The organism is Bradyrhizobium archetypum (genome assembly GCF_013114835.1).
GTDB lineage: Bacteria > Pseudomonadota > Alphaproteobacteria > Rhizobiales > Xanthobacteraceae > Bradyrhizobium > Bradyrhizobium archetypum.
Genome location: NZ_JAAVLW010000007.1, coordinates 350,819 through 370,264 on the forward strand (window position 1 = coordinate 350,819; position 19,446 = coordinate 370,264).

A 19,446-nucleotide genomic window follows, 5' to 3' on the forward strand; every position below is an offset into this window, starting at 1 on the left:
GTGGGCACGCTTCGCTTTGCCCACTCTACGACAGCAATGGCGGAGCAGCCTAGCTGAACGCGCCGCGCAGCCTTTGCGCCATCTCCAGCAGCGCCGGCTTCTGCTTGACCAGCCGCTTGGTGCGATTGAGGCCCGACATGACGCTGGCGGCAAGCTTGCCGCGTTGGCTGAGCGGGATGAAGCTGTCGAAGATCGGCTCGTCGCTCTTGCAGAACAGCCGCTTGTAGTCGTCGGATCCGATCCCGAGGTCGAGGGCGCGATAACCCTGCCCGGCATAATGATCGATGATATCGCGCATCAAGATCAGGCCGGGGCTGTATTTCGAGTTCGCCGACATCGTGTAGGTGTTGAACATCATCGAGAACCGATGGCCGTCGGCGACGCCGGCGAAGATCGCGAGCGCTTCCTCGTCGCATTCCAGGGCGTGGATATCGATGGCGTGTCTGCCGCCGGCGAGCGCCGCGGTGCAGGCAGTGCGGACAAATTCCTCGATGCCGGAATCGGCGAACACATTCGGCAGCTTCTGCTCGGCCATCCGCAGCGGCTTGACGCGGAAGAACCAGTCGAGCAGCCGCGTGATGTCGGCTTCCGACGACGCAACGTGGCTGCGATAGCCGGGCAGCGACTGCAGTTTGCGTTCCTTGCCCTTGAGGCGGCGACGGAACGAATTGCTGATCAGCGCGACGGGCGTGGCTGCCGGCTCGATCACCAGGAGCGGGCAATCATTGGCCGACGGTTGATGCGGCAGCAAGGCGAGCGGGTTGGGTAGATCGCGCCAGCGTACCGGCTGCTGATGCAGGGCGAGCACGTCGGCTTCAGATCGCTGCGATATCGCCGAGATCAGATGTTCGAGATCGGCCTGCGTTGCACTTGCGGCGAAATCACGGTCGAACAGCGCCATGTTGAAGGTGGAGTGCTTGCCACCCATGAAACTGGCGCAACGTGCGCCATAGGCGTGCCGGAGCGCGAGCGGGAGCAGCAGCAGCGGGCGGCGTTCGGCGTCGTAGGCGATCACGATGAAGGGAACGAGGCCTTCGCGTTCGCCGACGTGCCGCTGCCAGGGATTGAGAAAGTCGAACCGCTGATACGGCGTGAAGAAGGTTTGCGCGCCTTCCAGGCTGCGCCAGATACTTTCTGCCGCGGTGAGATCGTGAACGATGTCGAGGCCGGCGATTCGGCTCGTCTTCGACCACGTATTTCGATCCGCCGTACGGTCTTCAATCGCGGCAGCCATGGTCATCGCAGAGCCCGTGTTATATGAATGTTTACAATTTCGGCTTTGCCGACCTTCGCAGGGAAATGTCAACAAAGGGTAATACAATGCGGCTGCGGCGGGACAGCGCGACCGCATGTGAGAGGCGGGGACGTTGGCGTCGGATATCGGAATTTTGCGGCGGCTCCGGATGGAGCTCGCCTATTTCAGCGGCTATTTCAGACTGAGGCAGCGGGCGACCGGCGGCGCCGGCGTCATTTTGCGGTTCGAGCGCGTGCGCCCGCGCGATTCCCGCGCGTTTCAACCGAACCGGTGGCGTGAAATCTCGCCGCAATTTCTCGACCAGATAATTCGGGCGCTGAAGCGCTGGAATTTCGATCTGGTCACAACGGACGAAGTGTGCCGGCGGGCGGTCACGCTGCCAAAGGCTAACCGATTTGCCTGCCTGACTTTCGATGGCGGCAGCAAGGATGTCATCACGCAGGCTTATCCCGTGTTGTCGAAGCACGGCGTGCCCTTCACCGTCTATCTGCCGACGGCGTTTCCGGACAAGATCGGCGAAGCTTGGTGGCTCGCGCTCGAAGAGGTGATTGCGCGTGAAGAGCGCATCAGCCTGCTGATCGATCGGAAAGAGCGGCGTTTCGCAACGGGGAGCACGTCGGAAAAATATGACACGTTCGATTTTCTGACGAGCTGGCTGCGGACGCTGCCGCCGCCGGATCTTTCGTTCGCGATCCGCGACCTTTGCACGCGCTACTCCGTCGAGCTCGCGGCGCTGTCGCGCGATGCGTCGATGGATTGGGACGATCTCGTGAAACTCGCCGCCGATCCGCTGGTGACGATCGGCAGCGCGTCGGTGAATTATTTCGCGCTGTCCAACCTGAAAGCGCCCGACGCGCAGCGCGAAATGACCATGGGCAAGGCGGTCGCCGAGACCGCGTTGCGCCGCGCCGTCAGCCACTTCGCGTATCCGTTCGGCGATCGGCAATCCTGGCGCCGCGAGCACATGGTCATGGCGCAGGAGGCCGGTTTCGCCAGCGCGGTATCGACGATACCGGGCGTCGTAGAGGCCAAGGGATACACCAATCTGCACGCCCTGCCGCGGATCGCCTGGGACGGACGGCAAGAGTCGCTGCGCATGCTGCGCGTGATGTTATCGGGGATGATGTTTCCGCTGGTCAGGCCGAGCCGCGACAACTGGGTCTAATCTAGGCGGCGCGGTCGGGCCGCGACATCCAGCTCACGATTGGCATCGCCGGCAGCACCCATCCGAGCCCCGCCACGACATAGAAGACCGCCTGCAACAGGCCGGAATTGGCCAGCCACGGCGTCTGGGCGATGGTCATTCCCAGCAGCGACCACACCACGACCAGCGCCAGCAAGGCCAGAGTTCCGAAGAATTTGCGGGTGCGGATCGTCATGGCGGATATGTCGGGCTCGTGGCGGGTTGCGCGCGGGAAGGGGCGGACTATAAGGGGCGCGCCAATTCAATCAAGCGTGTCGCCCCGGCGTGCCAAGATGGGTTTTATGTCCGCTAGTTCCGCACAACAGGCCCCGCATGCCGGCGCTATCCGGTGGTGGCTGATCGCCGTCGCCGCGCTGATCGCGGTCATGGTCGTGGTCGGCGGGGCCACGCGGCTGACGGAATCCGGGCTGTCGATCGTGGAGTGGAAGCCGGTTACCGGCACGCTGCCGCCGCTCAACGAGGCGCAATGGGCGCAGGCGTTCGAGGGCTACAAGGCCATCCCGCAATACCGCGAACTCAACGCCGGCATGACTCTGTCGGAGTTCAAGACCATCTTCTGGTGGGAGTGGAGCCACCGCCTGCTCGGGCGCGTGATCGGCGCGGCCTATCTGCTGCCGTTCCTGTACTTCCTGTGGCGCGGCGCGTTCAGCGCCGAGCTGAAAAAGCGGCTGTGGCTGATCTTTGCCCTCGGCGCGCTGCAGGGCGCGGTCGGATGGTGGATGGTCGCCTCTGGCCTGTCGCAACGGACAGAGGTCTCCCAGTATCGTCTGGCGACGCATCTGGTGCTGGCGCTGATTATCTTTGCGTCAATCGTCTGGACGCTGCGGCGGATGACGGCGCGTCCGCAGCCCGACTTTCCCCAGCGGCTGAAGGTTTCCGGGGTGGCTTTGCTCGCCCTGACGTTCGTCCAGATCTATTTCGGCGCGCTCGTCGCGGGCCTGCGGGCGGGCAGGGTGTATAACACCTGGCCCGAGATCGACGGCGCTTTGATTCCGTCGGCGGCGCGGCTGTGGTTCGAGGAGCCGTGGTGGCGCAATCTGTTCGACAACACGCTCACCGTGCAGTTCGAGCATCGCATGACCGCTTACGCGCTGTTGGCGCTGGCGGTCCTGCATGCGATCGACGCGATCCGGTCGCGGGCCGGCGCGGCCGTGATCAGCGGCGCTTGGTCGCTGGTGGCGGCGATCACGCTGCAGGCCGGGCTCGGTATCCTCACGCTGCTGAATCAGGTGCCGATCGATCTGGCGCTGGCGCATCAGGCGGTCGCCATCCTGGTGCTGGCGCTCGCGGTGCTGCAGACCGAACGTCTCGTTTCACGTCACGCCGCGTACGACCGGCGGAAACCGATTCTGCCACTCGGCCAACCTGGCTGAAAATTGAGCAATTCTAATCTGCCGCCATTTCGGGAAGTGCCCGATTTGCGGGGCTTTCTTGCCGCGCGCTCGCCCTGACGCGTTTGTGTCCGGCTACACCGCTTTACTTGGATGGGCCGGGCGATAAAACGAAGCAAAACGGGTTCGCTTCATGTCGTCTGCATTCATCCAGGCCGCCGTCATCCTGCTTCGCGAGGGGCTCGAAGCCATGCTCGTGATCGCAGCATTGGCGGGCTATTTGACGAAAGCCGGTGCCGGCCATCGCATTCAGGCACTGTATGGCGGCGCGCTCGCGGCCGTCGGCGCCAGCATTGTCGCGGCCTGGCTGTTCGCGGTGCTGAACTCCGGCGAGCACAGCGACGTTCTCGAAGGCATCATCATTCTCTGCGCCGCCGCCCTGATGCTCTATGTCAGCGGCTGGCTGATGGTGAAGCAGGACCCGCGCGGCTGGCAGGAATATCTCTCCCACAAAGCTGACCAGGCGCTGTCGCAGGAGACGGTGTGGGCGGTCGGCGCGCTGGCGTTCCTCGCGGTGTTCCGCGAGGGCGCCGAAACCGTGCTATTCATCAATGCGCTAGCGACGACCGAAGGCGGCTGGAGTGCCGGGCTGTTTGCCGGCCTTGCCGCGGCCACGGCCGGGCTCGCCGTGCTGTTCTATTTCATTAACCTGATCGCGCGGAAGCTGCCGCTACGGCCGCTGTTTATCATCACCTCGGCCTTCCTGTTCGTGATGGCGATCAAGTTCATCGGCGAAGCGGTGCAGGAGTTCCAGGAGCAGGCGATCATTACAGTCACCGAGGTCAAGGGCTCCGCCTTCCTGGCCGCGATCGGCCTCAACCCGTCCATGGAAGCGCTGTCGATCCAGGGCTTGGTGATCCTGTTCGCGTTCGCGACCTATTCGGTGTTCCAGCGTAACAGCCGGTTGACCCGTGAGGACAAGTCCGCCATGCGCGCGGCCGAGTAGCTCGTCGCGCTACGCCGCCTTTTGATTAAGCCCAAGGTAATCGAGCCCGATATCGAGGGCGGCGGAGCTGTGCGTGAGCCAGCCGGCGGAGATCAGGTCGACACCCGTTGCGGCGATTGCCTTGGCGGTTTCGGCTGTAATACGGCCGGAAGCTTCGGTGATCGCACGGCCGCCGGTCATGGCAACCGCTTGCCGCAATTCCTCGAGCGTCATGTTATCGAGCAGGACGGCGTCCACGCCGACCGCAAGGGCCTGTTCAAGTTGAAGCAGTGTGTCCACTTCGACCTCGATCTTGACGAGGTGGCCGGCAAGCGCATTTGCGCGCTCGATCGCGGTTCTGACACCGCCGGCCAGCGCGATGTGGTTGTCCTTGATCAGCATGGCATCGTCGAGGCCGAAACGGTGATTGCTGCCGCCGCCGGCACGGACCGCATATTTTTCCAGCGTACGCAGCCCGGGCATGGTCTTGCGGGTGCAGACGATGCGCGCCCTGGTGCCTTGCGCCGCCGATACCAGCGAGGCCGTCGCGGTGGCGATGCCGCTGAGATGGCAGAGGAAGTTCAGCGCCGTCCGTTCGCCGGTCAACAGCCCGCGCGCCGGCCCCTCGATGGCGGCGATCACATCTCCCGGCGCCACCACGCTGCCGTCAGGCCGCTCGGCGGTGAGGCTGACAGCAGGATTGACGAGCTGAAACGCGCAAGCCGCGATGTCGAGCCCGGCCACGACGCCAGGCTGGCGCGCGCGCAGCACCAGCGAGGCGTTTCTATCGGCCGGAACGATCGCATCCGCCGTGATGTCGCCGGCGCGACCCAAATCTTCGAGCAGGGCGGTTCGAACCAGCGGTTCATACATCAGAGGGAGAAGTGGGGTCAGTGTCACGGCTGGACGCTCCCAATTGACAGAGTTCGGATTTCACTGATTTCGCAGGCAGCGTTGAGCGCTTCCGCAAGTGAGATGGACGACGGCTCGGCCGAGGGCAGGGTCTCGGGGAAGTCGCTGCGGTAGTGCCCGCCGCGGCTTTCCTCGCGCCGCCAGGCGGCGACCGCGATCATCAATCCGACCAGCGCGGGATCGGCAGCCGCGCTACGGCCATTGGCGACCGGATAGAGGATGCGGATCGCACGTTCGATGCCGTGCCGCTCTCGAAGCACGCCGAGGCCCTGCGACAGGATCGGCCGCACGGCGGAAGGGTCGGACGCGGGCGCAGGCGGGCCGGCCGCAGGCGCTTTCGACGGGCGGCGGTTTGTGCCTTGAACGCTCTCCGCGACCCATTGGGCGCAGACGATCGCTTCCATCAGCGAATTGCTGGCGAGCCGGTTGGCGCCATGCAGCCCGGTGCGGCTGACTTCGCCGCAGGCCCAAAGGCCGTCCACGGTGCTGCGTCCCTCGCCATCCACCGTGATGCCGCCCATGTGATAATGCACCGCCGGCCGCACCGGAATCGGATCGGTCGCGGGATCGATCCCGGCCATTTTGCAGAAGGCGGAGATGACGGGATAGCGCTGGGCAAATTCCGCTCCCGGATGTTTCCGTGCGTCGAGGAAAGTTCGATGTCCCTCGGCGCGGCGGCGCCACACCGCGCGCGCGACAATGTCGCGCGGCGCGAGTTCGGCACCTGGCTGGTCCGCCATGAAGCGATTTCCGATGTCGTCGATCAGGATCGCGCCGTCGCCGCGCACGGCTTCCGTCACCAGCGGCATCGGGCGCGACGGGCCGTCGAAAGCGGTCGGGTGAAACTGGATGAATTCGAGATCGGAGAGCAGGGCTCCGGCGCGTGCCGCTAGTGCCAGTCCCTGGCCGAAGCAACCACTTGGGTTGGTGCTGTCGAGAAACAAGCCGCCGATGCCGCCCGCCGCCAGCACCACGCGGGTCGTGTCGATCACAAATGGCCCCTGCGCGTTCACCGCGAGCACGCCTTTGATGGAATTATCTTCGACCATCAGGCTCCGCGCCTCGACGCCTTCAAGCAGGGTGATCGACGGGCAGCGCCGCACGGCTGCGATCAGCGCGCGCATGATTTCGCGTCCGGTGCCGTCGCCGGTCGCATGCACAATCCGGTTGCGACTATGGGCGGCTTCGAGGCCGAGCCGCCAGCCGCCCTCGGGGCGCCTGTCGAAGGCGACGCCAAGTCTTGCCAGATGCTCGACAGCGGCAGGCGCTGCTTGAACGATCCGGCGCGCGATAGCTTCCTCGCACAGTCCAGCGCCTGCCGAAAGCGTATCGGCCAAGTGCAGGGCAGGATCGTCATCGTCGCTCATCGCCGCCGCAAGCCCGCCCTGCGCCCACAGGCTCGACGCCTCCGCGCCGAGTGGCGCCTTTGACAGCAGAACGACCGGCTCGGGCGCCATCTGAAGCGCCGTCATCAATCCGGCCGCGCCGCCGCCGATGATCATGGGACGGTTGGCCAGCGCTGAAATCTCCGTGCTCATATCGCCAGCATCCTTTCGACAGCGTGTCTTGCCGACACCGCGACGGCGGGATCGATCGTCACCTCGTGCTGGCCGGCTTCCAGCGCATGGCGGATGTTCTTCAGGGTGATCCGCTTCATGTGCGGGCACAGATTGCAGGGCCGGACGAACTCCACGTCGGGATGGAGCACCGCGACATTGTCGCTCATCGAGCATTCCGTCAGCAGCACGACCCGCGGCGGCCGTTTTTTGTCGACGAAATCCGACATCGCCGCCGTCGAGCCAGAGAAATCGGCTTCCGCGACCACTTCGGGCGGGCACTCCGGATGGGCCAGTATCGTCACGTCGGGGTGGTTCTCGCGCAGTTGCCGGACGTCGGAGGCCGTAAACAGTTCGTGCACCTCGCAATGGCCCTTCCATGCGATGATCTTCACATTCGTCTGTGTGGCGATGTTCTGCGCGAGATATTCATCCGGCAGCATGATGACGCGCTCCGCGCCGAGCGACTCCACGACCTTGAGCGCGTTGCCCGAGGTGCAGCAGATATCGGACTCCGCCTTCACCGCCGCTGACGTGTTGACATAGGTGACGACGGGGACACCGGGATAGCGCTGCCGCATCAGCCGCACGTCCTCCGCGGTGATGGACTCCGCGAGCGAACAGCCCGCGGCGAGGTCGGGGATCAGCACGGTCTTTTCCGGGTTCAGCAGCTTGGCTGTCTCCGCCATGAAGTGCACACCCGCCAGCACGATGATGTCGGCATCGACCTTGGTGGCTTCACGCGCCAGCAAGAGGCTGTCGCCGACGATGTCGGCAACACCATGGAAGATCTCGGGTGTCTGATAATTGTGGGCGAGGACGACGGCATTGCGCTCTCGCTTGAGCGTCAGAATGGCGTCGACATCCTCTGCGAATACCGCCCATTCAGGCGGCGGGATGACCCGTTTGACCCTGTCGTAAAGCGGGGAGGTGCGGGCGAGTGCGGCGGAGCTGTGGTCGGCCATTTATACTCTCCTTGAGTATATCTTGGCTTATACTTATCCTGAGCATAATCGAAGTCAAGTGCGCGATAGCGGAAGCTTGGTTCCGGCCACGGCCCGCTCGGCCAACACGGCATGGCGGAACCGGAATAATTTGGCCGGGCGGCCCACGGTATCGCCAGCGATTGCGCCAGTTTCCTCAACGAGTTGCTGCTGCTCGATCAGGCGGCGGAAATTCTGCTTGTGGACCAGCCGGCCTGCAAGCGCCTCAACGCTGCGTTGCAGTTGCAGCAGGGTGAACTCCGCCGGCATCAGCTCGAATACCACGGGGCGATATTTGATCTTGGCACGGAGCCGTGCGATCCCGGTGGCGAGAATGCGGCGATGATCGCCCGTCATCGGTCTGCCTGGAATGACCGATGTGGCCGGCGCGCCGTCGCGCACGGCTTCAGGGATCAAGCCGGCCTCGTAGAGCAGCTCATAGCGCTGCAGCACCAATTCCTCGTTCCATTCGCGACCATCGAAGCCGAATGTGATGGCGGCGCGTTGCCAGCGTTCGCGCTGCAGGCTGGTGGTGGCCGCAGATTTCGACCACCCCCGCAGCCGTGACGTCAATGTCTTCGCGAGCGACGCCGGCAGGCCCGCCCGCTGATCCTCCCACGGGAAGTATTCGTACCACCCGGACCAGTGCGCCTCAAAACCCTGGCCAACCTTGTCTTCGCGGGTGAGTCCGAGATAGCTGATCGAAATCGAATGCGGCGACTTCGCACCGCCGGCCCGTCCGCGATCCGCGAACGTATAGAGCTGCTCGACATAGCCGAGGGGATGGCCGGTCTGCGCCTCGACCCACGCCCGCAAACCCGTTTGCAGCGAACGGTGCGCGAATTCGAACGGGCCGCTCGGCAGCGCGCCATCGTTTGCGATGGTCATGATCTTGGGCTCGCCCTCGGTCACGGCGACGAGCACGGCGACCAGATCGGCCGTGATCGCATTGGCTGCGTCCGTCTTTAAGGCTTTCCGCGTTGCCCCTGCCACGTCGTTCGTCCGTCTCCGTTGTTGGCTAGTGCGCGTTTAGCAGTATCCGTACACGCCGCAAGCGTAGGGCAGGCGATTCCAGTACGGCTCATAGGGGCCGCCATAATAGGGGCCGTCATAGCTGTAGGAATGGCTGGTTCCGTAATAGCCGGGCAGGGTCGATGAGCCCGGAAGCAGCGGCGTGCCATTGACGCCTGGGGCAAAGGGTACGACGCCGAGCGGCGCGAATACCAGTTTCTCTTCTTCGACGACCAAGGCGCGGCCGCGCCGCACGTAAAGAGGAGCCGCGGACGGAGGGGAAACCGTGGTTCGGTAATTGTAGTGCGCGCGGGGCAGGCCGGGCGGCAACTGGCTAGCAGCGCGCGCCGCGGCGCGCTTGCCGGTGGCAGCCTTCTCGGCGCGCTTTGCCGCGGCTGGGCTCTGTGCTGTCTTGGCCGCCGTCGGACTGTCGTTCGGCTTGGCGGCTGCCGGATCATCGGCCGATTTGGCGGCGGCAGGGGAAACGGGCGGTTTTGCTGCGGCGGGTCCATCGGTGCTCGGGGTGGCTCCGGGGCTCTGGGCCGCAGCGGTTCCGAATGCGAAAAGCGCGACCAGGAATGGCGTCATCCAGCGCAGCATCATTGGCTCCGAATCATCGAGGGCGGCTCGCTGCCATTTTATGCCGGAATGGCGTTAACGAGAGGCTTGTGATTTCAGGATGGGGGGAACACGTGTTGGCACTCGAGACGTCATTCCGGCGCGATGCGAAGCATCGAACCCGCAATCTCGAAATTCCGGGTCTGGTCTTTCGGACCATCCCGGAATGACGGAATAGTGCGAGAGTCTCAGGCAGACAGCGCCTGCGCCAGATCCCCGATCAGATCTTCCTTGTCTTCAATGCCGATCGACAGGCGCACGACATCCGGTCCGGCGCCCGATCGCACCTTGGCGTCGTCATCGAGCTGGCTATGCGTGGTCGAGGCTGGATGAATCACCAGCGATCTTGTGTCGCCGACATTGGCCAGATGCGAGAACAGTTTCAGGTTCGATACCAGGCTGACGCCGGCGTCATAGCCGCCCCGCAGGCTGAAGGTGAACACCGCACCGGCGCCCTTCGGCGCGTATTTGCGCGCGAGCTGGTTGTACTTGTCGCCGGCGAGACCGGCATAGTTGACCGACGCCACGGCGGGATGGCCCGCGAGGAATTCCGCGACTGCCTTGGCATTCTCGCAGTGCTTCTGCATGCGCAGCGGCAGCGTTTCGATGCCGGTCAGGATCATGAAGGCGTTGAACGGCGACAGCGCCGGGCCGAGGTCGCGCAAGCCCAGCACGCGGCAGGCGATCGCGAAGGCGAAATTGCCGAACGTCTCCTGGATCCTGATGCCGTGATATTCCGGCCGCGGCTCGCTCAGCATCGGATATTTGTTCTCCTTCGACCAGTCGAAGGTACCGCCGTCGACGATGATGCCACCGAGCGAATTGCCGTGGCCGCCGAGAAACTTCGTCAGCGAGTGCACGACGATGTCGGCGCCGTGATCGATCGGACGGATCAAATACGGTGTCGCCAGCGTGTTGTCGACGATCAAGGGCACGCCGGCGTTGCGGGCCACGTCGGCGATCGCCTCGATGTCGGTGATGCTGCCGGCGGGATTGGCGATCGATTCGATGAAGATCGCCTTGGTGCGCGGCGTTACTGCGCGCTCGAAGCTTGCGATATCGTCGGGGTCGGCCCAGGCGACGTTCCAGCCAAAGCTCTTGAATGCATGGGTGAACTGGTTGATCGAGCCGCCGTAGAGTTTTCGCGCGGCGATGAACTCGTCGCCCGGCATCAGCAATTGTTGCAGCACGACAACCTGCGCCGCGTGACCCGAGGCAACCGCCAGCGCCGCGGTGCCGCCTTCCAGCGCCGCCATGCGTTCTTCCAGCACCGCCGTCGTCGGGTTGCCGATGCGGGTATAGATGTTGCCGAACGCCTGCAGCCCGAATAGCGAGGCGGCGTGGTCGGCGTCGTTGAACACGAAGGACGTGGTTTGATAGATCGGCGTCACCCGGGCGCCGGTGGTCGGATCGGGCTGCGCGCCGGCGTGCACGGCAAGGGTTGAAAATCCCGGGAGACGGTCAGTCATTCTTGTTCGTCCTGTTCTCTTGGCTTGCTCGAAAAGCGTTGCCGATGCTGATCGCAGCCGCGTCTGCCGTCAAGGCAAGGGGTTGACGTGTCGCGGATTGGAAATAGAGCTGCTTCGTCAGGTCGCGCCGTCGAAATAATCGTTTTTCACGGCTTCACGTCGGCTCGCTTTTGTTCTTTGCGGCGCGATCCGATGCGGCCGTGGCGCCGCCGCCAACGCTCATCCGGTTCAACGACAGCCGCATGCCCTGAGTCGGGATCGGCGCGCGCTTCGAGCTCAGCGTGCGTGAATTGACGCCCATCCAGGAGATTTCGGACGACAGCCGTCCATACTCGATCTTCGGGCAGCGGTTCATCACCACCTTGATGCCGGCGGCTTCGGCTTTTTCGGCCGCGGCGTCGTCGCGCGCGCCGAGCTGCATCCAGATCACCTTTGGCAAAGGCGACAATGTCAGGACCTCGTCGACGACAGGCATGATATGTGCGGAGCTGCGGAAGATGTCGATCATGTCCACCGGGCGGCCGATATCCGTCAATGATGCCACGAAGGGTTTGCCGAGTAATTGCTTTCCGACATGGCCAGGGTTGACCGGAATCATGTCATAGCCGCGCTGCGCCAGATATTTGAAGGCGAAATAACTCGGCCGCACATTGACCGGCGAGGCGCCGACCATCGCGATCGACTTCACAGAGTTGAGGATGCCGCGGATGTAATTGTCGTCGTAGGCGTCGTGGTTCATCTTAATCCTGCACAGTCGTTCAGGGGCGATGCGCAGCATCGAACCCGGAACCTCAAGATTCCCGGTCTGGTCCTGCGGACCATCCCGGAATGACGACGCTCTGCGTCGTCACTTATCCTGCCACTTCGGCTCACGCTTCTCGATGAAGGCGCCGATGCCTTCCTCGGCGTCGCGCGCCATCATGTTCTCGGTCATTACTTCTGCCGCATAGCGATAGGCGTCGGCGAGGCTCATTTCAGCCTGACGGTAGAATGCCTCCTTGCCGAGCTTGACGGTATAGGCGGATTTGAGCGCCACCTTCTGCGCCAGTGCGATCGCTGCGTCGCGCTCGGTACCGGCGGCAACCACGCGATTGACGAGGCCGATATTCTTCGCCGTCGTCGCCGAAATCGGCTCGCCGGTGAGCAGCATCTCCATAGCCTGCTTGCGCGGGACGTTGCGCGACAGTGCCACCATCGGCGTCGAGCAGAACAGGCCGATATCGACGCCGGGCGTTGCGAAGCCGGCAGCCTCCGAGGCGACTGCGAGATCGCAGCTTGCCACGAGCTGGCAGCCGGCGGCCGTCGCGATGCCCTGCACGGCGGCGACGACCGGCTTCGGCAGATGGACGACGGCCTGCATCATCGCGCTGCAGGCATTCATGATCTGTCCGAAATAGGCGCGGCCACGATCGGGATCGCTGCGGCGTGCGGTCAGTTCTTTCATGTCGTGGCCCGCGGAAAAGGCCGGGCCGTTGGCCGCAATGACGACGGCGCGGACGCTGTTATCGTCATGGATCGCCTTCAGCGCGCCGTGCAACTCGGCGATCAGGCCCTCCGAGAGGCTGTTGCGCGCCGCCGGCCGGTTGAGGGTCAGCAGGCGGATGCTGCCGACATTCTCCTGCAGCAGGATCGGAGGTTGCGGTGTGGCGGCGCGGGCGGTCTGGGCGGGCATTTCCGAGGTTTCCACTCCAGGATTTTCATTTTGGCTTTGATGACAACGTAATGTAACAGGCAGGCTTAATCGAGGGGCAGGGCGGTATGGCGCTAGCGAAAATGAGCGTGGCTGAGCTGGAGAAGTTCCTTCGCGAGGAATTTCCGCAAGCCTTCAGCGACGGCGATATCACCATCGAAAGTGCCGATGGCGAGACTTGCCTGCTACGGCGACGCTATGACGTGCGCATGCTGCGTCCGGGCGGCACGGTGTCGGGGCCGACGCTGATGGCGATGGCCGATTTCGCGATGTATGTGGTGCTGCTCTCGGCGATCGGCCCGGTCGGGCTTGCGGTAACGACCAATCTCAACATCAATTTCCTGCGCAAGGGCCTGCCTGGGCAGGACGTGCTGGCCGCGGCCCGGCTCCTGAAGCTCGGCAAACGGCTGGCGGTCGGCGAGGTGAACCTGCTGTCGGGTTCGTCACCCGATCCGATCGCCCATGTGACGGCGACCTATTCCATTCCAAACAAATAGTGTTTCGAAAGGTAGTATTGCACCATATTTACAAGTTGCTGTTTTTGTTGACCTAATTTCCAAACGTTCGCGTTGACTATCGACATTCCGTTCTCTAGAAACCGGCCAATTCGGCGCATCTGGCGCCGATTTCCATTTTCACGGATTTCCTCACATGAAAACCTATTCGGCAAAACCCGCCGAGGTGACGAAGAAGTGGGTCGTAATCGATGCCAAGGGTTTGGTTGTCGGCCGTCTCGCCACCCTGGTCGCCATGCGCCTGCGCGGCAAGCATCTGCCCACCTATACCCCGCATGTCGATTGCGGCGACAATGTCATCATCATCAACGCAGCGCATGTCGTGCTGACCGGTCGCAAGCGCGACAATAAGGTCTATTACAAGCACACCGGATTCATCGGCGGCATCAAGGAGCGCACCGCGAAGCAGATCCTCGAGGGGCGCTTCCCCGAGCGCGTGGTCGAGAAGGCCATCGAACGCATGATCCCGCGCGGTCCGCTCGGCCGCGTGCAGATGGGCAATCTGCGCGTCTACCCCGGCGCCGAGCATCCGCATGAAGCCCAGCAGCCCGAGAAGGTTGATATCGCTTCGATGAACCGCAAGAACATGAGGGCCGCATAAAATGTCGGATACCATGCAGTCGCTCGACCAGTTGGCGTCGCTGAAGCCGGCCGCTCCGGAAGCGCCGAAATACGTCAAGAAGGTCGACAAATACGGCCGCGCCTATGCCACCGGCAAGCGCAAGGACGCGGTCGCCCGCGTCTGGATCAAGCCGGGCGCCGGCAAGATCACGGTCAACACCCGCGAGGTCGAAGTCTATTTCGCCCGTCCGGTTCTGCGCATGCTGATCCAGCAGCCGCTGGTCGCCGCCGCGCGCGCCGGCCAGTATGACGTCATCTGCACGGTCGCCGGTGGTGGTCTGTCGGGGCAGGCAGGTGCCGTGCGTCACGGCATCTCCAAGGCGCTGACCAACTTCGAGCCGGATCTGCGCGGCGTATTGAAGAAGGGCGGCTTCCTGACCCGCGACTCCCGTACCGTCGAGCGCAAGAAGTACGGCCGGGCGAAGGCGCGCAAGTCGTTCCAGTTCTCGAAGCGCTAATCGCTTCGCTAAATTGCAGCGGATTGCTGCTTCACCAGACGAAAGAGGGCGCCGATCGGCGCCCTTTTTGCTTACCATTTAGTGATCGGTTACCACGGATTTTCGTGAAAACTTGCTTACCCGCACACACGAAATTGGAACACGGCCCTCCTAGTGTTCACGATGCGATGGCGCGAAATTGCATTTTCAGTGTGCGCCGAACAAGTTGCATCACACGCGTTCGGGTGAGCCCATGTCGTTCGATACTTCCACGTTATATTTGTTTGCCACGATGGTCGCAGGCATGCTCGGGGCCATGCTTATGCTGTTCGGCAAGCAGGAAAACATCCCGGCTTTGAAGTGGTGGGGAACGGCCTATCTGCTTGGTGCGGCCTCGGTGGCGATCTGGACCATCGGCGGCGCCAAACTCGGCGAGCCGCTGTTGCTGGCGCTGCATGCGATCGGCTTCGTGGCTTGCGGCATGGTGTGGAATGCTGCGCGCGTCTTCCACGGCCGCAAGCCCAATCTAACGGGGCTGTTGCTGGGCGCGGTCGTCTGGGTCGGCGTGGTGCTGGCGGTGCCATCCTTGAATCCCGCCATGCGACTGATCGTCGGTGCGGTGATCGTCGCGATCTACGCCGGACTGACGGCTTCCGAATTGTGGAGCGAACGACGGCGGACCATGCAAAAGCGCTGGCCGACCATCGCCGTACCCGTGATGCATGGTTGCGTGCTGGCGTTGCCGATCCTGCTCGGCAGCCTGCTGCGCCCGCATGACGAAACCTTCGCCAGCAGCATCTGGGTAACGGCGTTCTCCATCGAACTGATCTTGTATGCGATCGGCACCGTGTTCGTGATCTTCATGCTGGTGTCGGACCGCGCCGTGACGGTGCACAAGACCGCAGCCTCGGTCGATCCGTTGAGCGGAATGTTGAACCGCCGCGGCTTTACGGAAGCCTGCAATGGCGTGATCGAACGCGAGGCCACCGCGGGGCGGCCAGTGACCGTGATGATTTTCGATATCGACCATTTCAAGAGCATCAACGACCGCTTCGGCCATCCCGCGGGCGACGAAATCCTCAAATTGTTCTCCACCGTCGTGATCAGCAATTTGCGCATCAGCGATCTGTCGGGGCGCATCGGCGGCGAGGAGTTCGCGGCGTTATTGGCGTGTCCGTTGGAGGAAGGCGTGATCGTGGCCGAGCGCGTGCGCGAGGCATTCGAGGCATCGAACATCGTCTGCGAGGAAGGCCCGGTCGATACCACCGTCAGCATCGGCGTCGCCGGCGGGCCGGCAGGCACGGAGCTCGAAGTGTTGCTGGCAGCAGCCGACACCGCGCTCTATCAAGCCAAGCGCGGCGGCCGCAATCGGGTCGAGGCTGCGGAAGAGCTGCCGCTGTCGCTGGAGAAGTGGCGGCGCAAGACCGCCGGGCGCGCAGCTTCGCAACGCCCGGCGACAGCGACCTAGCACGGAATCGTGCGCCGGCGGCTGATGCGCTAGCTCGACAGTCCGGATTTGATCGCGAGGTCTTGCACGACGGTGGCGACACGGATCAATTGGGGAAGCGCCTGGTCGCGGAAGGCGGCCATGTCCATCCGCGTCGCGTCGACCGTCACGCTCAAACTCGCAGTCACCGAACCTTGTGCATCGAAGATCGGCGCAGCCAGCGTGCGCAGGCCATAGGCATTTTCGCCGTCGGAGATCGCGTAGCCCTGCTGCCTGACAAGATCAAGCCGGTCGAGCAGGGCATCGAGATCCGTTAGGGTTTTCTCCGACAATTTGATGCGTGGCCGCAATTCCAGCCGGCGGATCTGCTCGTCCCGCGGCAGATGTGCCAGCAGGATATGACCGAGGGCGGCGCTGTAAGCCGGAATACGCGTGCCGGGGCGCCGGTCCATCTTGTGCCGATCGAGGCCGGTACCAACGCGAGCAAGATAGATCACGTCGCCTCCGTCGAGGGCGCCGAGCGAGGCCGCGTCGCTTACCGACGGCACGAGACCGCGCAGCAACGGTTCAGCCAATGCGCGCAGCGTCCCGCCTGACAGCACCGTGTAGCCGAGATCGAGGCAGGCAACGCCGAGCCTGAACCGGCGGCTCTGCGGAACGGGCTGGAGATAGCCGAGCTCAAGCAGGGTTTGGATCAGGCGGAACGCCGTGCCGCGATCGAGATTGGCGCGCGCGGCAATCTCGCTGAGCGTCAATTCGAAAGCGTCACTGGAAAAGCTCTGCAGGACCGCGAAGGCCTTGCCGACGGATGCAACGTAGTTCTTCGGATTCTGCGGCGCGGCGGTCGGCGCGCGCTTTGAGCTCTTTGCCATCTCGTCAATGCCCGCTTGCAAGAACTCCGACCGGCCCTTGACGGCCGCGCCGGTCCGGCTCTAGGAGAGTACAGATCATATAACAAATGTTCGCAATCCGAACAATCGCATACGGGCGGATCGGAGGAACTTTGTCGACATCATCCCTGCATCCTCATGGCGTGTTCAGTGCAGCGCTGACGCCGCTCGACCCCGAGCTCGCGCCCGATCACGCGCGCTTTGTCGCGCATTGCCGCTATCTCCTGAGTGAGGGCTGTGACGGCATTGCGATGCTTGGCACCACCGGCGAAGCCAACTCCTTCTCGGTCGGAGAGCGCAGCGCGCTGCTCGAGGCGGTCGTGCAGGACGGCATCGCGCCGGACCGTCTGCTGCCCGGAACCGGCGTCGCAGCGCTCAGCGACACCATTGCGCTGACGCGGCATGCGCTCTCGCTCGGCGTCGATACCGTGGTGATGTTGCCGCCGTTCTACTACAAGGGCGTCACCGACGACGGCGTCTATGCGTCCTACAGCGAAGTCGTGCAGCGGCTTGGCGACGCGCGGCTCAAGATCGTCCTCTATCATATTCCCCAGATGTCGATGCAGCCGATCTCGCACGCTCTGATCGAACGGCTGCGCGGGGCCTATCCGGCGATTTTCGTCGGCATCAAGGATTCCTCCGGCGACTTCGCCAATATGACTGCGATGGTGGAGCGCTTTCCGGGCTTTGCGGTGCTGACCGGCGCGGATCCGCTGCTCTTGCCGCTGCTGCGCAAGGGTGGTGCGGGGTGCATCACCGCGACTTCCAACCTCGTTGCGCGCGATCTTGCCTACGTCTACAAGCATTTCCGCGACAGCGACGACGATGCCGCGCTTGCAGCCGCGCAGGCGCGTATCGTCAAGGCGCGCGAACTCGCTTCGCGCTTCCCGCAGATGGCCTCGCTGAAGGCGCTGGTCGCGCACCGCACCGGCCATGCCGGATGGCAACGCTTCCGGCCGCCGCTGGAGTCTCTTCCGGCGCCGCTTGTGAAAGAGCTGCTTGCCGCTGCCGGCGCGTCTGCCGCCGCGGTCGTTTAGCGCGACATGGACGACGAGGCGATGTCCGAATCCTCCCAGGATGTCCGTGCCGGATTGGCTGACATCGTCGGCGATAATCACGTCATCGACGCCGCACCTGATCAGGAGGCCTTTGTGGTGGACTGGCGCGGGCGCTATCGCGGCCAAGCCGTTGCGGTCGTCAAGCCCGGCTCGACCGCGGAAGTTGCGGCCGTTGTCCGCTATTGCGCCGACAGACGGCTCTCGATCGTCCCGCAGGGCGGCAACACCGGCATGTGTGGCGCCGCCACGCCGGATAAGGGCGCGTCCAATGTCGTGATCCGACTTGATCGTATACGGCGCGTGCGCGACGTCAGCCCGCTCGCCAATACCATCACGGTGGAAGCCGGATGCATCCTCGCCGAGGTACAGGCCGCGGCCACGGCGGTGGACCGCTACTTTCCGTTGAGCCTCGGCGCCGAGGGCTCCTGCCAGATCGGCGGCAACATCTCGACCAATGCGGGCGGCACGGCCGTGCTTCGCTACGGACCAATGCGCGATCTCGTGCTTGGGTTGGAAGTGGTGCTGCCGGACGGACGCATTTTCAATGGCCTGCGCCCGCTGCGCAAGGACAACACGGGCTACGCGCTCAAGCAGCTCTTCATTGGCGCGGAAGGGACGCTTGGCATCGTTACCGCGGCGGTGCTGAAGCTGTTCGCGCCGCCGCGCAGCTCCGCCCTGGCGCTGCTCAAACTACATAGCGTCGACCAGGCCCTCCAGATCATGCAACGCCTGCGCGGCGCGGTCGGCGACCGGCTCGGCAGCCTCGAAATCATGTCACGCAGCCAGATCGAGGTGATCGCGGCGACCGTGCCGCATGTTGCCATTCCCTTCGAACTCACCACGCCGTGGTATCTGATCGTCGAACTGACCGACACGCTGGCCGGGATCGACCTGAACGAGCCGCTGGCGGCCGTGCTCTCGGAGGCGATGGACGCCGGACTTGCCGAAGATGCCGTGCTGGCCTCGAATCTTGCCCAGGCAAAGGCAATCTGGGCCGTGCGGCACAGCGTTTCGGAGGGCAACAAGCGCAGCGGTTATGTGGTGTCGCACGACAGCGTGGTTCCGCTGGAGCGTCAGGCTGCGTTCGTTACCAATGTCGAGGCCAGGATCATGGTGGCCGTTCCCCATGCGCGCGTGGTGATGCATGGCCATATCGGCGACGGCAATATTCACGTGATCGCCCTGATCGACCGCGATCGCTGCCACGACCCCGCCGCGACCGCCGCGCTGGTGACGGAGATCAACGAAATCGTTGATGACGAGACCGCGGCGCAGGGGGGCGCGATCAGCGCCGAGCACGGCATCGGCATCACCAATCGCGGCCGGCTCGCGCGTGTGGCCGACCCGCTCGATATCGACCTGATGCGTGGTATCAAGCAATTGCTCGATCCGAACGGCCTGAGGAATCCCGACAAGATGTTCGCGAGCGGGCGCCAGGCACCTGGCAGCGCAGGAGCAACATGA

General features: G+C 63.8%; 20 protein-coding genes. 9 read left to right on the forward strand and 11 right to left on the reverse strand.

Features of this window, described 5'->3' with window-relative positions:
* Positions 1-49 precede the first annotated feature (49 nt).
* A complete protein-coding gene (locus HCN50_RS24620) occupies positions 50-1,240 on the reverse strand; it encodes a GNAT family N-acetyltransferase (protein ID WP_171712470.1) in 1,191 nt (396 codons plus the stop codon).
* A 127-nt stretch (positions 1,241-1,367) separates the two neighbouring features.
* On the opposite strand from HCN50_RS24620, the gene HCN50_RS24625 reads away from it, so the two are divergent.
* The gene (locus HCN50_RS24625) at positions 1,368-2,420 is read left to right on the forward strand and encodes a polysaccharide deacetylase family protein (protein ID WP_171712471.1); all 1,053 of its coding nucleotides are present in this window, start codon (positions 1,368-1,370) and stop codon (positions 2,418-2,420) included.
* Between the two features lies 1 nt (position 2,421).
* Here HCN50_RS24625 and HCN50_RS24630 read toward each other — a convergent pair whose 3' ends face one another.
* A complete protein-coding gene (locus HCN50_RS24630) occupies positions 2,422-2,634 on the reverse strand; it encodes a DUF2842 domain-containing protein (RefSeq protein ID WP_171712472.1) in 213 nt (70 codons plus the stop codon).
* A gap of 106 nt (positions 2,635-2,740) precedes the next feature.
* Between HCN50_RS24630 and HCN50_RS24635 the strand changes: the two genes are divergently transcribed.
* Positions 2,741-3,832 carry a COX15/CtaA family protein gene (locus HCN50_RS24635; RefSeq protein WP_235977192.1) on the forward strand — a complete coding sequence of 364 codons (1,092 nt, stop codon included), beginning with the start codon at positions 2,741-2,743 and terminating at the stop codon, positions 3,830-3,832.
* A 151-nt stretch (positions 3,833-3,983) separates the two neighbouring features.
* Positions 3,984-4,796, forward strand: a complete 813-nt coding sequence (locus HCN50_RS24640) for an FTR1 family iron permease (protein ID WP_171712474.1) — start codon at positions 3,984-3,986, stop codon at positions 4,794-4,796.
* 9 nt (positions 4,797-4,805) lie between these two features.
* Here HCN50_RS24640 and nadC read toward each other — a convergent pair whose 3' ends face one another.
* The 8 genes from nadC to HCN50_RS24680 all read right to left on the reverse strand — a co-directional run bounded on the left by nadC (position 4,806) and on the right by HCN50_RS24680 (position 12,996).
* Positions 4,806-5,675 carry a carboxylating nicotinate-nucleotide diphosphorylase gene (gene nadC, locus HCN50_RS24645; protein WP_171712475.1) on the reverse strand — a complete coding sequence of 290 codons (870 nt, stop codon included), beginning with the start codon at positions 5,673-5,675 and terminating at the stop codon, positions 4,806-4,808.
* Positions 5,672-7,225 carry an L-aspartate oxidase gene (locus tag HCN50_RS24650; RefSeq protein WP_171712476.1) on the reverse strand — a complete coding sequence of 518 codons (1,554 nt, stop codon included), beginning with the start codon at positions 7,223-7,225 and terminating at the stop codon, positions 5,672-5,674. The genes nadC and HCN50_RS24650 overlap by 4 nt, the downstream gene beginning before the upstream one ends.
* Positions 7,222-8,208 carry a quinolinate synthase NadA gene (gene nadA / locus HCN50_RS24655; RefSeq protein ID WP_171712477.1) on the reverse strand — a complete coding sequence of 329 codons (987 nt, stop codon included), beginning with the start codon at positions 8,206-8,208 and terminating at the stop codon, positions 7,222-7,224. Before nadA ends, HCN50_RS24650 begins: the two co-directional genes overlap by 4 nt.
* Before the next feature lie 54 nt (positions 8,209-8,262).
* Positions 8,263-9,219 carry an NUDIX hydrolase gene (locus HCN50_RS24660; protein WP_171712478.1) on the reverse strand — a complete coding sequence of 319 codons (957 nt, stop codon included), beginning with the start codon at positions 9,217-9,219 and terminating at the stop codon, positions 8,263-8,265.
* 36 nt (positions 9,220-9,255) lie between these two features.
* Entirely contained in the window at positions 9,256-9,837 is a 582-nt protein-coding gene (locus HCN50_RS34830; protein ID WP_376700317.1) for a hypothetical protein, read from the reverse strand.
* Between the two features lie 206 nt (positions 9,838-10,043).
* Positions 10,044-11,324 (reverse strand): O-acetylhomoserine aminocarboxypropyltransferase, encoded by a 1,281-nt coding sequence (locus HCN50_RS24670; RefSeq protein WP_171712479.1) that lies wholly within the window; start codon positions 11,322-11,324, stop codon positions 10,044-10,046.
* Positions 11,325-11,478: 154 nt separating this feature from the next.
* Positions 11,479-12,063, reverse strand: a complete 585-nt coding sequence (locus HCN50_RS24675) for a CoA-binding protein (RefSeq protein ID WP_171712480.1) — start codon at positions 12,061-12,063, stop codon at positions 11,479-11,481.
* Between the two features lie 108 nt (positions 12,064-12,171).
* Positions 12,172-12,996, reverse strand: coding sequence for an enoyl-CoA hydratase (locus HCN50_RS24680; protein ID WP_171712481.1), 825 nt, complete (start codon positions 12,994-12,996; stop codon positions 12,172-12,174).
* Between the two features lie 86 nt (positions 12,997-13,082).
* Here HCN50_RS24680 and HCN50_RS24685 point away from each other — a divergent pair, with 86 nt between their 5' ends.
* The 4 genes from HCN50_RS24685 (at position 13,083) to HCN50_RS24700 (ending at position 16,055) form a co-directional block, all read left to right on the forward strand.
* Positions 13,083-13,511 (forward strand): PaaI family thioesterase, encoded by a 429-nt coding sequence (locus HCN50_RS24685; RefSeq protein ID WP_171712482.1) that lies wholly within the window; start codon positions 13,083-13,085, stop codon positions 13,509-13,511.
* 154 nt (positions 13,512-13,665) lie between these two features.
* Complete coding sequence (gene rplM / locus HCN50_RS24690; RefSeq protein ID WP_171712483.1) at positions 13,666-14,130, forward strand: 50S ribosomal protein L13; 465 nt, start codon at positions 13,666-13,668, stop codon at positions 14,128-14,130.
* Position 14,131: 1 nt separating this feature from the next.
* Complete coding sequence (rpsI, locus tag HCN50_RS24695; protein WP_171712484.1) at positions 14,132-14,608, forward strand: 30S ribosomal protein S9; 477 nt, start codon at positions 14,132-14,134, stop codon at positions 14,606-14,608.
* Between the two features lie 232 nt (positions 14,609-14,840).
* A complete protein-coding gene (locus HCN50_RS24700; RefSeq protein WP_171712485.1) occupies positions 14,841-16,055 on the forward strand; it encodes a GGDEF domain-containing protein in 1,215 nt (404 codons plus the stop codon).
* 29 nt (positions 16,056-16,084) lie between these two features.
* Here HCN50_RS24700 and HCN50_RS24705 read toward each other — a convergent pair whose 3' ends face one another.
* Positions 16,085-16,906: an IclR family transcriptional regulator gene (locus HCN50_RS24705; protein WP_171712486.1), complete on the reverse strand. Its 822-nt coding sequence runs from the start codon at positions 16,904-16,906 to the stop codon at positions 16,085-16,087.
* A 131-nt stretch (positions 16,907-17,037) separates the two neighbouring features.
* On the opposite strand from HCN50_RS24705, the gene HCN50_RS24710 reads away from it, so the two are divergent.
* Positions 17,038-17,961, forward strand: coding sequence for a dihydrodipicolinate synthase family protein (locus HCN50_RS24710; RefSeq protein WP_235977193.1), 924 nt, complete (start codon positions 17,038-17,040; stop codon positions 17,959-17,961).
* Positions 17,962-17,982: 21 nt separating this feature from the next.
* Entirely contained in the window at positions 17,983-19,446 is a 1,464-nt protein-coding gene (locus HCN50_RS24715) for an FAD-binding oxidoreductase (protein ID WP_171712488.1), read from the forward strand.